Annotated in this window: 12 protein-coding genes; 3 read left to right on the top strand and 9 right to left on the bottom strand. The window is 71.4% G+C overall.

Features of this window, described 5'->3' with window-relative positions; all coding sequences use genetic code 11:
- Positions 1-4: 4 nt before the first annotated feature.
- Positions 5-559 carry a DUF805 domain-containing protein gene (locus ACXKZB_RS17275; RefSeq protein ID WP_488823973.1) on the bottom strand — a complete coding sequence of 185 codons (555 nt, stop codon included), beginning with the start codon at positions 557-559 and terminating at the stop codon, positions 5-7.
- A gap of 138 nt (positions 560-697) precedes the next feature.
- Here ACXKZB_RS17275 and ACXKZB_RS17280 point away from each other — a divergent pair, with 138 nt between their 5' ends.
- A complete protein-coding gene (locus ACXKZB_RS17280; protein WP_488823974.1) occupies positions 698-1,210 on the top strand; it encodes a hypothetical protein in 513 nt (170 codons plus the stop codon).
- A 160-nt stretch (positions 1,211-1,370) separates the two neighbouring features.
- Here ACXKZB_RS17280 and ACXKZB_RS17285 read toward each other — a convergent pair whose 3' ends face one another.
- The 3 genes from ACXKZB_RS17285 to ACXKZB_RS17295 all read right to left on the bottom strand — a co-directional run bounded on the left by ACXKZB_RS17285 (position 1,371) and on the right by ACXKZB_RS17295 (position 6,208).
- The gene (locus ACXKZB_RS17285) at positions 1,371-3,794 is read right to left on the bottom strand and encodes a lamin tail domain-containing protein (protein WP_488823975.1); all 2,424 of its coding nucleotides are present in this window, start codon (positions 3,792-3,794) and stop codon (positions 1,371-1,373) included.
- A gap of 164 nt (positions 3,795-3,958) precedes the next feature.
- Positions 3,959-4,879 carry a hypothetical protein gene (locus ACXKZB_RS17290; RefSeq protein WP_488823976.1) on the bottom strand — a complete coding sequence of 307 codons (921 nt, stop codon included), beginning with the start codon at positions 4,877-4,879 and terminating at the stop codon, positions 3,959-3,961.
- Positions 4,880-4,960: 81 nt separating this feature from the next.
- The gene (locus ACXKZB_RS17295) at positions 4,961-6,208 is read right to left on the bottom strand and encodes an ROK family transcriptional regulator (RefSeq protein WP_488823977.1); all 1,248 of its coding nucleotides are present in this window, start codon (positions 6,206-6,208) and stop codon (positions 4,961-4,963) included.
- Between the two features lie 85 nt (positions 6,209-6,293).
- Between ACXKZB_RS17295 and ACXKZB_RS17300 the strand changes: the two genes are divergently transcribed.
- Complete coding sequence (locus ACXKZB_RS17300) at positions 6,294-6,749, top strand: GNAT family N-acetyltransferase (protein ID WP_123311868.1); 456 nt, start codon at positions 6,294-6,296, stop codon at positions 6,747-6,749.
- Positions 6,750-6,772: 23 nt separating this feature from the next.
- Positions 6,773-7,111, top strand: a complete 339-nt coding sequence (locus ACXKZB_RS17305) for an MGMT family protein (protein ID WP_488823978.1) — start codon at positions 6,773-6,775, stop codon at positions 7,109-7,111.
- Positions 7,112-7,150: 39 nt separating this feature from the next.
- On the opposite strand, the gene ACXKZB_RS17310 is transcribed toward ACXKZB_RS17305, so the two are convergent.
- The 5 genes from ACXKZB_RS17310 to purN all read right to left on the bottom strand — a co-directional run bounded on the left by ACXKZB_RS17310 (position 7,151) and on the right by purN (position 14,107).
- Positions 7,151-7,576: a DUF805 domain-containing protein gene (locus ACXKZB_RS17310; RefSeq protein ID WP_488823979.1), complete on the bottom strand. Its 426-nt coding sequence runs from the start codon at positions 7,574-7,576 to the stop codon at positions 7,151-7,153.
- Between the two features lie 37 nt (positions 7,577-7,613).
- Positions 7,614-9,422, bottom strand: coding sequence for an ABC transporter ATP-binding protein (locus ACXKZB_RS17315; protein ID WP_488825927.1), 1,809 nt, complete (start codon positions 9,420-9,422; stop codon positions 7,614-7,616).
- Between the two features lie 110 nt (positions 9,423-9,532).
- Complete coding sequence (locus tag ACXKZB_RS17320; RefSeq protein WP_488823980.1) at positions 9,533-11,341, bottom strand: ABC transporter ATP-binding protein; 1,809 nt, start codon at positions 11,339-11,341, stop codon at positions 9,533-9,535.
- 541 nt (positions 11,342-11,882) lie between these two features.
- On the bottom strand, positions 11,883-13,517 hold the full coding sequence (gene purH, locus ACXKZB_RS17325; protein WP_488823981.1) for a bifunctional phosphoribosylaminoimidazolecarboxamide formyltransferase/IMP cyclohydrolase: 1,635 nt from the start codon (positions 13,515-13,517) through the stop codon (positions 11,883-11,885).
- A complete protein-coding gene (gene purN / locus ACXKZB_RS17330; RefSeq protein WP_111085342.1) occupies positions 13,514-14,107 on the bottom strand; it encodes a phosphoribosylglycinamide formyltransferase in 594 nt (197 codons plus the stop codon). The genes purH and purN overlap by 4 nt, the downstream gene beginning before the upstream one ends.
- Positions 14,108-14,145: the final 38 nt, after the last annotated feature.

Below are 14,145 nucleotides of genomic sequence, written 5' to 3' on the forward strand. Positions count from 1 at the left end.
GACGCTACTGCGGGGCCGGGGCCGTCCGCGCGGGCCGATCGGCGACGGGTGGCCCGGACTGCTGCGGTGCCGCAGGTGGCTCCGAGGGCAGCGCGAGGAACACTGCGAGCGCGATGTTGCCGGCAGGCACGAGGTACAGCAGGACCCACCACCCGGAGCGGTTCGTGTCGTGGAGCCGACGCACTGCGATGGCGATCCAGGGCAGCAGCGCCGCGAGACCGACGACCACGAAGACACCCAGTGCGACCTTGGCGAAGACCGGCATCGACGTGAGCAGGAACCACCAGACCGGGAACGGGTTGAAGGACTGCATCGCCTGGTCGAGGACGCGCGTCTCGTCCGGGTTCGGCATCGACGGCCGCGTCATGAAGAGTCCGACGCCGTACGCGATGTTGATCGCAGCGGAGATGATCGCCCACCACAGCGCCCACCACCAGAACTCGGCACGAGCGGCACGACCGCGGAAGACGAGGTACCCCCGCCAGAACCGCGAGAACGAGGCGGTGAAGGTGGCCTGCTGCCAGGGGACCCCGACCGGTGGCTGCTGCGTCTGGTGCACCGAACCTGCTTACCGAAGCGACCTGGGCACTCCTGAGCACTCCTCGGCAGGCCCGGCATGGCGGGTGGGGGTAACCCCCGACCGCTTCCGGGTGCGCACGTGATGTTTCAGCAGGCGATCGGTCACGAGACTTGCTGCATGAGCACCGACACGCGCCCCACCACCGCCCGCCGCGCCCTCCGGGTCGCCCTCGCCTCCACCGCCGCGGCGTCCGCCCTGCTGCTGACCGCTGGCTGCAGCGCGATCCAGGACATCGTGCCGAACAAGACCCCGCAGAAGCACTTCGACGCGTACTCCGATGCGCCGCGATCCGGCGAGTCCGAGGACCTGGCGTTCTTCATGCCGGAGTGGGTGCCGGAGGACGCGAAGGACATCGACGTGCGCCTGCACGTCTCGCAGCCCGGGTACGTCATCGGGTTCGCGTCGAAGGACGGCGTCGATGTGGACGACTGCACCCCACTCGACGAGTCGTACGGCGGCACCGCGATGACCGCCGACTTCCTGCCCGAGGAGCTCCCGACGAAGGGCCTCGTCACCTGCGGCGACGGCCGCGCGGTCACCGAGATCGACGGCCGCTGGTACGGCTGGACCACGAAGGACGCCATCCCGGGTCAGGACGACACCCAGACCATGCACGGCACCGAGCACTGAACGCACGCACCCACCCGTCTGGAGGCGCGGGGCGGCCCCGCACCGCGCCTCCCGTCCGCCCCGCGGTCGCGCCCACCGCCCTTGGTGAGCAGGAATGGTCGGGTCCGCTGTGCGAACCCGACCATTCCTGCTCACGAAGTGCGCCCGCGGGGACTGGGGACTACTCCGCAGCCGCCGCCCTGCGGCGGCGGACGATCAGGACGCCGGCTCCCGCCGCGAGCAGCAGGAACGCCATGAGTGCTCCAGCACCGAGTCCCTCGGCGCCCGTGAACGCGAGCTGCCCGTCAGCGGTGATCGTGATCGAGGTCCAGCCCAGCACCGTACCGTCGGTGGCCGTCACCACGATGCGGTGCTCGCCGGCCGGAGCGTCGGCCGGGATCGTGACGCGCACCGTGCCGTCAGCGGCGACCGTCACCGTGCCGAGCAGCGTCGGGGTCGAGTACAGCCACACGTTCACCCGGTCGCCGGCGTACTGCGTGCCCACCGTGACCGTGATTGTCTCCCCCGCGCGGGCGGACGACGGGGCCGAGACGCTTCCACGATTCGTGTCCGTCAGGCCGGTCTCCGACGGGGCCACCGGGGCGATCGGAGCGGCCGGCGACGGGGTCGGCGTCGATCCACCGGTCCCGGGGGCCGGCGCGGGCGTCGATCCACCGGTCCCGGGGGCCGGCGCGGGCGTCGATCCACCGCCAGGAGCGGGCGTGGGCGTCGGCGTCGGGTCCGTGCCCGGGTCGGTGCCAGCACCCTCGCACGGGTACGTCCCCGTGCGCAGCGAGAACCCGTCCGTGTCGTTGTCGTCGGCGTGGAACGTTGCGCGCTCCCCGTCGGTGCAGACGCCGGAGACCGCGAAGCCCTCGTTGGCGAGGGTCCGGTCGGCGTTCGACGGTGCCTCGAAGACCTTCGCGGCGGTGAAGGCACCGTCGGTCAGCTCGTACAGCGCGGTGCGTCCGGCGCAGGCGTCGTCGCACGCCACCCAGAGCGCGTCGAGGGTCGGGTCGAACTGCACGTCGGCGACGACGGCGAACGGCGTACCGATGGTGGCCACGCGCTGGAACGAGCCGTCCGCCATCAGGGCGTACGCGTACACGCTCGCGGTGCCCTCGACGCCGACGAAGAAGAGCCCCTCGCCGTGTCCGGCGTAGGTCGACGGTGCGTAGGCCGCGCCGGTCTGCTCGTCGGCGAAGCCGTGCGCGGTGAGCCTGGTGTCCGGGATCCAGGTGACGCCCTCGAGGCCGGCGTTCGCGCCGAGCCCGGGGAAGTCCGCGGCGAGGTTCCACTCGTCGGTGGCCCGCAGGGTGCCCTCGGAGCCGTCGGTCGTGGCGTAGCGCAGGACCGACGGACGGCTGGTCTTCGACACGTCGTTGTCCCGCTCGGTCGACACGTACACGGAGCCCGGGTCGTCGCTCGTGACGGTCACGCCCTCGGCGTCCGGGGTCCCCGTGCCGTCGGCGTACCGCAGGTCCGTGCCCGCAGCGTTCGACGGTGCCCAGCCGCCCTGGCCGTCCGAGGTCAGGTGGTAGAGCAGGCCGTCGCCGTTCTGCACGGCCCAGAGCTGGCCGTCCCGCGAGCTCTTCGAGGTCGTCCAGTCGATGCCGCTCAGGTCACCGGAGAAGGTGTCCTCGTCGTCGAGCACGGTCTCGTCCGGGCCGCCGGGCCAGGGCTCGGCGGTGACGACGCCGGCGAACCGGTTCGCGGTGCCCTTCGTCGGCTCGGCGGTGTCGGCGAAGTCGCCGGTGCCGTCCGGGTTGCGGCCGTACGTGGCGGCAGCGTGGGCCGTCCACGAGTACGAGTCGACCAGCGCACCCCGCGGATCGACGACCCGCGCGGAGTCGGCCTTGCCGAGCCCGAAGCCGAAGTCCGCCTCGTCGAGGACGGTGAAGCCACCGGCCGCGACCGTCGTACCGGCGGGGATCGTGTACGCGTGGTCGTCCTCGCTGTCCTGCAGGACGTACCCACCCAGGTCGACCGTGGCGCTGCCGACGTTGGTCAGCTCCACCCAGTCCCCGGGGGTGCCGTCCTGCGACTCGACCTCGTTGATGCGCACGGGCGAGGAGCAGTCGTTGGCGGTGCCCTTCGTCGACGTGGTGGTGTCGACGAGCGCACCGGTCCCGTCGGCGCACCGGCCGTACGTGACGACCGCGTGGCTCGTCCACGAGTACCGGAGCACCAGGTCGCCGGCGGGGTCGTACACCCGCGCGGTGTCGGCGCCGCCGAGCCCGAAGTCGAACCCGGGTGCGGTGGCCGAGAGCTGGTCGATGACGAAGTACCCGCCGGGGGCGATCGTCGAGCCGGCGGGCAGGACGTAGGCGTCGTGGGTGCTGTCGTCGTCGAGGAACGCGTAGCCGGTCAGGTCGATCGACGCCGTCGACGTGTTCTGCAGCTCGACCCAGTCGGTGTCGTCGCCGTTCGACTCGACCTCGTTGATGACGAGGCCGTTCGCGGAGGCCGCACCGACGTTCGGGTCGTCGTCACCGACGGCGGCGAGGGCCGGGCTGGCCGTGACCATGCCGACACCGACGGCCAGCGCGGTGACGACCGCGGCACCGAGCCGCAGGGAGTGGGGGCGCAGGGCAGGAGTGCGCATGCAGGTCCTTCTCGGGAGGGGAGGGGAGACCTGCACGACTGTTCAGCACCTGCGCGTCCGACCGGTGGCCGGACGGTGAACGACAGGTGTCGCGCGGCGGCCAGCGCCGCGACCCCTCAGTGACCGGACCCGCTCAGTGACCGCGACCCCTCAGCGCGCGACTCTCAGCCCTGCGCGACCCCGGAGAAGTCCGGCGACCCGTCGGGCAGCGCCGGCAGCGGCGTGCCGTCGACGTACCGCGGCCACGCCAGGGCACGCGACGACGCCGGACGCGGCTCGTACCGGTACCGGTCCCCGCCGACCGGACCGACGGCCGTGGCAGCCGTCGGGGCGTCCGGCACCGGGGTGGCACCCCACGTCGCGATGGGCGCCGCGGGCGCGATCGGGGGCGCTGCCGGCTGCGCTTCCGGCGTCGGCCACGAACCGACCGCCGGCGCCGAAGCGGTGCCCCTCGGACGGAAGAGCGCGTTGCTGAGCGGCACGACGACCGTTCCGAGCAGGTCGAGGATGACCACCACCCACACGAGTCGCCAGTACCCCCGCGCGTAGTCCACGTCGGGTGCGAGCAGCGGGATCGACAGCAGGAGCGCGAGCAGCGCGATGACGCCGACGGTGGCCTTGGCGACGACCTGGAGCGCGGGCGTCGGGTACCGGCGGTGGATGACGAGCAGCAGGTGCACGTGCAGGAGCGCCACCCGGGCGACGCCGACGAGCCAGATCCAGTGCCAGAACCGCTCGGCGACGAGCCAGAGGTCGTCCCCACCGGACGGGTTCGTCGGGGCGAGCCAGACCTTGTACAGCCCGGCGACGAGCAGGTACATCGAGGTCACGATGCTGGCGAACGCGAACGTGCCCGATCGGCGCGACGACACGTCGGCGTCGTACCAGGACAGCAGCGCGAAGACGACGACCACGACGATCGTCAGGAGCAGCTGCACCGCGACCCGTCCGAAGTCGCCGAGCAGCACGGCCACGATCCCGACGAGCCCGGCCGCGACGACGGCGCCGATGATCGTGCGGAAGACGAGCGGTCGGACCTTCGCCCAGCGTCGGTCGATCGTGCCGTCGGTCCCGTTGTCCGTCATCTGTCCCCCGTCGTCAGCCGCGCACCTGGCGGATACGTCGTTCGCAGCGTAGCGGGAGGTGGCGGCGATCCTCGACCGTGGTCAGCGACGGATGAGCAGCCCGCTCGCCCGCGGGGACAACGCTGCGTCGAGCACCAGGCACGCGGCACCCACCGCGGCGACGTCGGCACCGCGGTCGCTCTCGACCACGTCGACGGGGTGCTTCGGGACGAGCAACGGCGACCCGACGATCGCGGCACGGGCGGCCGGCAACGCCGCACTCGCGATGCGCGACCAGAACGGTCCGCCGAACACGACCCGGTCGATGTCGAGCAGGTTCACGATGACGACCGCGGCATCGCCCATCACGGTGCCGGCCTCGGCGGCGAGCGCGACGGCGGCCTCGTCCCCCGCGTCGATGGCCTCGGCGAGTTCGTCCCAGGCCCGGTCCACCGCGTCGAGCGATCCCTCGGGCCCGGCGGTCAACGCCACACCCCGCTCCCGCGCGATCCGCACCAGCCGGTCCGGCGCCACGGCGGCGCCGACCTCGCCCCGGGTGCCGGACCCGTCCGGGGTGCCGGCGAGCGACCGCTGGTCGACCATGATGTGCCCGGCGTCCCCGGCGTTCGACCCGACCCCGCGCACGGGTTCGTGGTCGACGACGAGCCCGACGCCGAAGCCGGTGCCGAAGTACACGAACGCGAAGTTCCGGGCCGAGGACTCCCCCGCCAGGAACATCTCGCCGACCGCTGCGGCCGTGACGTCCTTCTCGAGCAGCACAGGGTGTCCCGTGGCCTCGGCGAGCGCGTCACGCAGTGGCACGTCCCGCCACCGGGGCAGGAACGGCGGGTCGACCACGATGCCGGCGTCGACGTCGATGGGGCCAGGGCTGGCGATCCCGACGCCGAGCACCCCGTCGACGTCCACGCCCGCGTCGGCGATCAGGCCGTCGACGGCGGAGCCGATGGTGCGGACGACCTCGGACGGGTCGTCGGCGGTCGGGGTCGACGTCGTGGACGCCGCGACGACCGTGCCGGCGAGGTCGAGCAGCACGTAGGTGACCACGGCCGGGTCGACGTGCACGCCGACGGCGTAGCGGCTGCCCGGTTCGAGTCGCAGGATGGTGCGCGGCTTGCCCCGACCGGCGACGACGGTGCCGGACTCGACGATCATGCCGGCCTCGATCAGGAACCGGGTGACGTTCGACACGGTCTGCGCGCTCAGGCCGGTGCGCGAGGCGAGTTCGACGCGGCTCAGGCCGTCCGGCGAGCGTCGGACGGCATCGAGCACGACCGTGCGGTTGAACCCGCCGATCGACGGGAGGTTCGCTCCACGCCGATGTTCTGCCATTCCGCGACAATACCGCGGCAACGGTGCGGTCTCGGTCTCCGGTCCGCGCTGGCCCCCGCACGGGTCGCACCGTTACCCTGGCGGCATGGCCGACCTGCGTCTCGAACCACTCTCCGCGAAGACCGCTGCCGCGGCGAACTCCCTGACGCTCAAGCCGGGTCAGGAGCAGTTCGTGCAGCCGACCACCTACGGGGTCGCCGAGTCCGACGTCAAGCCGAGCTCCGCGTGGACCCGGGTGGTCCTCGACGGCGACGAGGTCCTGGGCCTCATCATCGGTTCGTTCGACGCCGACAACGCGCAGGAAGAGCTGCGCAGCGCCATCTGGCGGGTCAACGTCGCCGGCTCCGCGCAGGGTCGCGGCGTCGGCCGCTTCGCCGTGCACGGCCTGGCGGACGAGGCACGCAGCCGTGGGCAGGAACGTCTGACGGTCGTCTACGAGCCCGGTGGCGACGACAGCCCCGAGGCGTTCTTCCGCGCCGTGGGCTTCGAGGTCGTCCGCGAGACCCAGTACGGCGACCACTTCGCGGTCCTGACGCTGTAGTCCTCACCAACGACGTGGTCGACGTGGAGATCCCCGCGCCGGAGCCCGACTTCGGGGCAGCGGTGGCCGAGGTCGTCCGGATGATCCCGCCCGGTCACGTCATGACGTACGGCGACGTCGCCGCGGCGCTCGGTTCCCGCGCGTCCCGTGCGGTCGGCAAGGTGATGGCCCACGAGGGCGCGGACCTGCCGTGGTGGCGTGTGGTGCGCGCGGGTGGGCACCCGCCGCTGCACCACGAGGTCCGTGCGCTCCAGCACTACCGCGCCGAGGGCACGCCGCTCGTGCAGGGGACGGCGGCCTGGAGGCTCGACATGCGTCGCGCGCGCTGGTCGCCGTCCACGGACGCGGACGAGCCGTTCTGACGGCCGGCTCGCGCAGGTCGGCCGACAGCCCGGCAGCGGTCAGCGCTCGAAGCGCTCGCCCTTCGGGCTGGTCGGGATCAGGCACAGCAGGTACACGACGAGCGAGCCGATGCCCGGCACGACGTGCAGGAACTGCCAGAAGCCGGACAGGCCGGCGTCGTGCAGCCGTCGGGCGCCGAGTGCGAGCGAACCGACCAGGGTCGCGAGGCCCCAGAGCACGAACAGGTAGGACCCGACGGGGTTCTCGAACAGCGCGGTGTCCGGGGTGAACGCCTGCGGGACGAGCTGCAGCACGAGGCCGATCGCGAGCGACGTCAGCCACCACCACCAGAACTCGGCACGCGAGGCCCGACCGGTGAACACGGTGTACTTCCGCCAGAACCGCCGGACGGCCTCGGTGAAGGGTGCGCCGTAGAAGGGGTCGCGGAGGGCGACGCCGCCGGGCTGCACGCTGTCGTTGCTCATGGAGCAAGCCAACCACGTGGTGCAGCCCGGCCGCGTCCTACACGAGCGAGTCGCGCCAGGCCGCGTGCAGCTGGGCGAACCGCCCGGTGCCGGCGATGAGGTCGGCGGGGGTGCCGTCCTCGACGATCTTGCCGTGCTCCATGACGAGCACCCGGTGGGCGATCGCGACGGTGGACAGGCGGTGCGCGATGATCACCGCGGTCCGGTCGGCGAGCAGGGTCTCGAGACCCTCCTGCACCAGCCGCTCCGAGGGGATGTCGAGCGACGCCGTTGCCTCGTCGAGGATGAGCACCTTCGGGTCCGCGATGAACGCCCGTGCGAACGAGAGCAGCTGTCGCTGCCCCGCCGAGACACGACCGCCGCGCTTGTTCACGTCGGTGTCGTACCCGTCGGGGAGCGCCATGATGAACTCGTGCGCGCCGACCGCCTTGGCGGACGCCTCGATCTCGGCGCGGGACGCCCCCGGCTTGCCGAGGGCGATGTTGTCCGCGACCGTGCCGGAGAACAGGTACGCCTCCTGCGTGACCATGACGATCGCACGGCGCATGTCCTTCGTGTCGAGGTCGCGCAGGTCCACGCCGTCGAGCTTCACCGAGCCCTGCGACGGGTCGTAGAAGCGCGCCATGAGCTTCGCGAGCGTCGACTTGCCGGCGCCGGTGGACCCGACGAGCGCGATGGTCTGCCCCGACGGGATGTGCAGGTCGAACTCCGGCAGCACGACCTTGCCCGCGTTGTACGCGAACACGACGTCGTCGAAGTCCATCTTCCCCGTGGCGTCGGCCAGCTTCGTCGGCTTCACGGGGTCCGGCACACTCGGCCGTTCCTCGAGGACGCCGGAGATCTTCTCCATCGCCGCCGAGGCCGACTGGTACCCGTTGTAGAACATCGCGAGTTCCTGCGCCGGGTCGAAGAAGCGCTTGGCGTACAGCGCGACCGCGAGCAGCGCACCGACCTCGAGCGACCCGCCGACGATCCGGAAACCGCCGACGATGACGACCGCCGCGAGCGTGGCGTTGCCGATGAGCACGAGCACCGGGTCGAACGTCCCGAACAGGTTGAACACCTTCGTGTTCGCCAGCCGGTAGTCCTCGACGAAGCCGCCGTACTCGTCCTTGTTGCGGGACTCCTTGCGGAACGCCTGCACGGCGCGGATGCCCGTCATCGTCTCGACGAAGTGCACGATCACGCGCGCCGAGGTGACGCGGGTGGCCCGGAACAGCGTCTGCGAGTTCGTCTGGAACCAGCGGATCAGGAACCACAGCGGCACGAGCGACACCGCGAGCACGAGCCCGGACGTCGGGTCGAGCAGCACCAGGGCCACGGCGGTGAACACCATGTAGAGCACGCCCTGGATGAGCTGGTTCAGCCCGGAGTCGAGCAGCTCGCGGATCGAGTCGAGGTCACTCGTCTGGCGGGAGATGATCCGGCCGGACGTGTAGGTCTCGTGGAACTCGAGCGACAGCCGCTGCGTGTGCAGGAACACCCGCTTGCGCAGGTCGAACAGGATCGCCTGGCTGATCCGTGCGGCGAGCACGGTGTACCAGGCGGTGAGCACCGCACCGAGCACGGCCACGACGATGTACGTCGCGACGACCCCGAACGCCGGCACCCAGTCGTTCTGGTCCATCACCGCGGGCAGGGCGTTGTCGATGCCCCACGCGATGAGCGCCGGACCCGCGACGGTTCCCGCCGTGGAGACCACGACGACGATCCCGAGCAGCACCAGGCGGAGCTTCAGCGGGGCCGCGAGGGAACCGAGCAGGGCGAGGGAGCGACGCCGCAGGCGCTTGCTCTCCGCCTTGGTGAAGTCCTCGCGCTCCTCGCCGCGCACGCCCAGGGTGGTGATCGAGGCGGTGACGGGCGCGGCAGACTGCGTGTCGGCGATGTCGTCGACGACGGGATCCGCGCCTCCCGACCCGGCCGACGTGTCAAGCGGCAGGTTCTTCTCTTGCTGGCTCATGCCATCGCCTCCTGTCGTGCGGTGGCGTCATCGTCGTCGAGCGACGAGATGACGTAGCGGTAGTGCTCGTTGGTGGCCATCAGGTCGTGGTGGGTCCCGACGGCGGTGATGACGCCGTTCTCCATCAGGGCGACCCGGTCGGCCAACGTCACCGTCGACGGACGGTGCGCCACGATGAGCGACGTCGTCTCGGCGAGGACGCGGCGGAGGCCCGCCTCGACCCGCGCCTCGGTGTCGACGTCGAGCGCCGACAGCGGGTCGTCGAGCACGAGCACCGACGGCCGGGCGGCGATCGCACGGGCGAGCGCCAGACGCTGGCGCTGTCCACCGGACAGCGACAGGCCCTCTTCACCGACACGGGTGTCGACGCCGTCGGGCAGGTCGTCCACGAAGGACGCCTGCGCGATGTCGAGCGCCTCGCGCATGAGCGCCTCGGCCTCGTCGCCCTCGACGTCCGGACGACCGAGCAGCACGTTCTGCCGCACCGTCGTCGAGAACAGGGTGGCGTCCTCGAACGCGACCCCGACGTGGCGTCGCAGCTCTTCACGGGTGAGGTCGCGGATGTCGACCCCGTCGATCGTCACGGATCCGCCGGTCACGTCGTACAGGCGCGGCACCAGCGACAGCAGCGTGGTCTTGCCGCAGCCCGTGAGCCCGACGAGCGCCATGGTCTCGCCCGGCTGCAGCTGCAGCTCGACGCCGTTGATCAGGTCCGGGTACTGCGGCGCGGAGTCCTGGTACCGGAAGTGCACGCCGTTGAACGACAGGGCACCGTGCGGCTCCGTGATCGTCTTCGGGTGCTCCGGGTCCGTGATCGTGTTCTCGGAGTCCATGACCTCGAAGAAGCGGTCGACCGCCGTGCGGGTGTCGAACGTCATCGAGAGCAGGAAGCCGATCGACTCGATCGGGAACCGCAGCACCGTCGCCGTCGCGAAGAACGCGAACAGCTGGCCGACGCTGAGCTGCCCCTGCGACGCCAGCCAGATGCCGGCGAGCAGACACAGCGCGAACGCGACGTCCGGCACGAGCAGCAGCCACAGCCAGATGCTCGCGATGGCCTTCGCCTTCTTGATCTCGGTGCCGCGCAGGGCCTCGGCCTGCTCGCTGAACTCCTCGAGCTTCGCGCCGCCGCGGCCGAACGCCTTGAGCACGCGGATGCCGTGCACCGACTGCTCGACGCTCGTCGCGAGGTCACCGACCTGGTCCTGGCTGCGGCGCGCGACGACGGAGTACCGACGCTCGAACAGCAGCCCGTTGATCCACAGCGGGATCGACGCGATCAGGAAGATCAGCCCGAGCAGCCACCCGAAGGTGAACAGCACGACGAAGCCGACGACGATCGTCACGACGTTCACGACGAGCAGGACGACACCGAAGGCCAGCCAGCGGCGGATCAGCGACAGGTCCGACACGGAACGGGACAGCAGCTGCCCCGACTCCCACCGGTCGTGGAACGCGACGGGCAGGTCCTGCAGCTTCGCGTACAGCGAGTTCCGCATGCTCGCTTCGATCCGCGTCGAGGGGCGCATCACCATGCGGCGGCGCGAGGCGATGAAGAACGCCTCGAGCACACCGAGGGCGAGCACACCGAGACCGGCGGGCCAGATCTGTGCTCCGTCCTTCGATGACAGCGGGCCGTCGACGAGCCACTGCAGGACGTAGGGGATTGCGAGCGCCACCAGGGAGGCTCCCATCGCTGCGGCCATGCCGCCGATGAGGCGCCCCTGGTGGGGCTTCACGTAGGGGTAGATCCGCGCGATCGCGCGGAAGGTGGACGGGCGCGCCGTGGTGGGCGACTTGGACATGCGTTGCGTCCTCATGCGTCTGCCGGGTCTCCGGGTCGCGCTGCGCGGTACCGCCTGCTGCGTGCGGCTGGCGTGCGGTGCGTGCGCGGCCTCGACCTGGAGGCTCGGTGTGGCGTTGCGTGGTGATCGTCGGCCGGGCGCGTGGTCGCGCCTCCGCCGTCACTCGCGTGACGTCGGTCGGGCCGGAGGGCACCGGGAGACACTCGTCCCCCGGGTTCAGGCGGGTGGTTCGCGGACGCTGGTCGTGCGGCGCCGCGAGGCCGTGGGAACGGCCTGGCTAGACGGCGGCCGCGACGCGCGGTCGCGGTGCGATCAGGGATCGCCGTGCGGGAGTGGTCCCCACGACGGACACGAGACCTGCGCGGGCGGCCGTCGCCACGGTTCCGGTCATGTTGTCCATCGTCACTCCAGTCGTCGTCTTCGTCACCGTTGTGTCCGCGGTGCCACCGGTCCCGAGGGATCGTCGGCTGCCTGTCGCGGAGCCTTACAGACTATTCACAGTGACTCGCAGCGCGCAATAGGGTGCCACGATTTGTTCACTTCAGTGGAAGAAGTGGCGCTCGCCCGTGAAGTACATGGCGACCCCGGCGGCCTTCGCTGCGGCGATGACCTCGTCGTCGCGGACGCTGCCACCGGGCTGGGCCACCGCGCGCACACCGGCGTCGAGCAGCACCTGCAGGCCGTCGGCGAACGGGAAGAACGCGTCGGACGCTGCGACGCTGCCGGTCGCACGGTCACCGGCACGGTTGACCGCCAGGTGGCACGAGTCCACCCGGTTGACCTGGCCCATGCCCACCCCGACGCTCGCGCCCTGGTTCGCCAGCAGGATGCCGTTCGACTTGACCGAACGGCTCGCCTTCCACGCGAACGCCAGGTCGGCGAGGGTCTGGTCGTCGGCGGGCTCGCCGGCGACCAGGGTCCAGGTCGACTGGTCGAACGCCGTGAAGCGGTCGGCGTCCTGCACCAGGAAGCCGCCGGAGATCTGCTTGACCTCACGCGGGGCCAGGGCGAAGTCGGCCGGCAGCGTGAGCAGGCGGATGTTCTTCTTGCGCGACAGGATCTCGAGCGCCTCGGGGTCGAACCCGGGGGCGACGACGACCTCGGTGAAGATGTCCTTGACGGTCTCCGCCATGGCCACGGTGACCGGGCGGTTCGCGGCGATGACCCCACCGAAGGCGGACAGCGGGTCGCAGGCGTGTGCGGCGGCGTGGGCCGAGGCGATCGGGTCGGCGGCGTCGGCCGGGGCGATCGCGATGCCGCACGGGTTGGCGTGCTTGATGATCGCGACGGCGGGGGTGTCGAAGTCGAACGCGGCACGGACGGCGGCGTCGGCGTCGACGTAGTTGTTGTACGACATCTCCTTGCCGTGGAGCTGCGTCGCCTGCGCGATGCCGGTGCCGTCCGTGCTCGTGTAGAGCGCGGCAGCCTGGTGCGCGTTCTCGCCGTAGCGGAGCGTGGCGGACAGGTCGGCGGTGACGCTGAGGTGCTCGTCGAACGCGCCAGGCGTCGCGATGTCGCCGCTCGTCGTCGGCGCTGCGGCGGCCACGACGACGTCGCTGGCGAAGTAGGACGCGACCGCCGTGTCGTACGCCGCGGTGTGCGCGAAGGCCTGGGCGGCCAGACGCTTGCGGAGCTCGAGGGAGGTACCACCGGCGCGGACCGCCTCGACGACCTCGGCGTAGGACGACGGCGACACGACGATCGCCACGTTCGGGTGGTTCTTCGCCGAGGCGCGGACCATCGCGGGGCCGCCGATGTCGACGTTCTCGACCACGGTCGCGGTGTCGGCACCCGACGCCACGGTCTCGACGAACGGGTACAGGTTCACGACGACGAGCTCGAAGGCCGCGATCCCGAGGTCGGCGAGCTGCTGCTCGTGCGACTCGAGGCGCAGGTCGGCGAGCAGGCCCGCGTGCACCGACGGGTGCAGGGTCTTGACCCGGCCGTCGAGCGACTCCGGGAACCCGGTGACGCTCGAGACGTCGGTGACGGCGAAGCCCGCGTCGCGGATGGTCTGGGCGGTGGAGCCCGTCGACACGATCTCGACACCCGACTCGGCGAGGGCGCCGGCGAGCTCGAGCAGGCCGGACTTGTCGCTCACCGAGATGAGTGCGCGGCGGACCGGCACCACGTCACGGTCGCGGTAGAGGCTGGGGTCGGCTGCGTGCACGCTCATGCGCTCGGGGTGCCCTTCAGGTCGGTGGTGCCGTTGGCGATGTCGAGGATGGTCTGGATGAGCAGGCGGCGCTCGACCGGCTTGATGCGGTCGTGCAGCGTCGACTCGGAGTCGCCGGGGAGCACGGGGACGCGCTCCTGGGCGAGGATCGGGCCGGTGTCCACGCCGTCGTCGACCGCGATGACGCTCGCACCGGTCTCCGTGACGCCGGCCGCGAGGGCGTCCCGCACGCCGTGGGCGCCGGGGAACTCGGGCAGGTACGCCGGGTGGGTGTTGATGATGCCCGGGGCGAACTCGGACACCACGGCCGGGGGCAGCAGGCGCATGAGGCCGGAGAGCACGAGCAGGTCGGGCGACCACGGGCGGATCTGCTCGGCGAGGGACTGCCCCCACTCGGCGCGGGTCTCGTAGCGCGAGAACGGCACCGTGAAGGTCGGGATCGAGAACTCCTCGCCCAGACCGAGGCCTTCGGCGTCGCGGTCGGCACCGATGGCGACGACACGGGCGGGGTACTCGGCGTCGAAGGTCGCTTCGAGCAGGGCTCGGAGGTTCGACCCGGTACCGGAGATCAGGACGACCAGTTCGAGCACGGCACCAACCCTACCGGGACCCGCGCGTCGTGACGTCG

This window comes from Curtobacterium sp. ABR8 (assembly GCF_057812125.1).

What these genes read in the sequence shown, in the direction of transcription:
- ACXKZB_RS17280 (WP_488823974.1), top strand. Translation starts at nt 698, where the DNA reads ATGAGCACCGACACGCGCCCCACCACCGCCCGCCGCGCCCTCCGGGTC.
- ACXKZB_RS17285 (WP_488823975.1), bottom strand. Translation starts at nt 3,794, where the DNA reads ATGCGCACTCCTGCCCTGCGCCCCCACTCCCTGCGGCTCGGTGCCGCG.
- ACXKZB_RS17290 (WP_488823976.1), bottom strand. Translation starts at nt 4,879, where the DNA reads ATGACGGACAACGGGACCGACGGCACGATCGACCGACGCTGGGCGAAG.
- ACXKZB_RS17295 (WP_488823977.1), bottom strand. Translation starts at nt 6,208, where the DNA reads ATGGCAGAACATCGGCGTGGAGCGAACCTCCCGTCGATCGGCGGGTTC.
- ACXKZB_RS17300 (WP_123311868.1), top strand. Translation starts at nt 6,294, where the DNA reads ATGGCCGACCTGCGTCTCGAACCACTCTCCGCGAAGACCGCTGCCGCG.
- ACXKZB_RS17310 (WP_488823979.1), bottom strand. Translation starts at nt 7,576, where the DNA reads ATGAGCAACGACAGCGTGCAGCCCGGCGGCGTCGCCCTCCGCGACCCC.
- ACXKZB_RS17320 (WP_488823980.1), bottom strand. Translation starts at nt 11,341, where the DNA reads ATGTCCAAGTCGCCCACCACGGCGCGCCCGTCCACCTTCCGCGCGATC.
- purH (WP_488823981.1), bottom strand. Translation starts at nt 13,517, where the DNA reads ATGAGCGTGCACGCAGCCGACCCCAGCCTCTACCGCGACCGTGACGTG.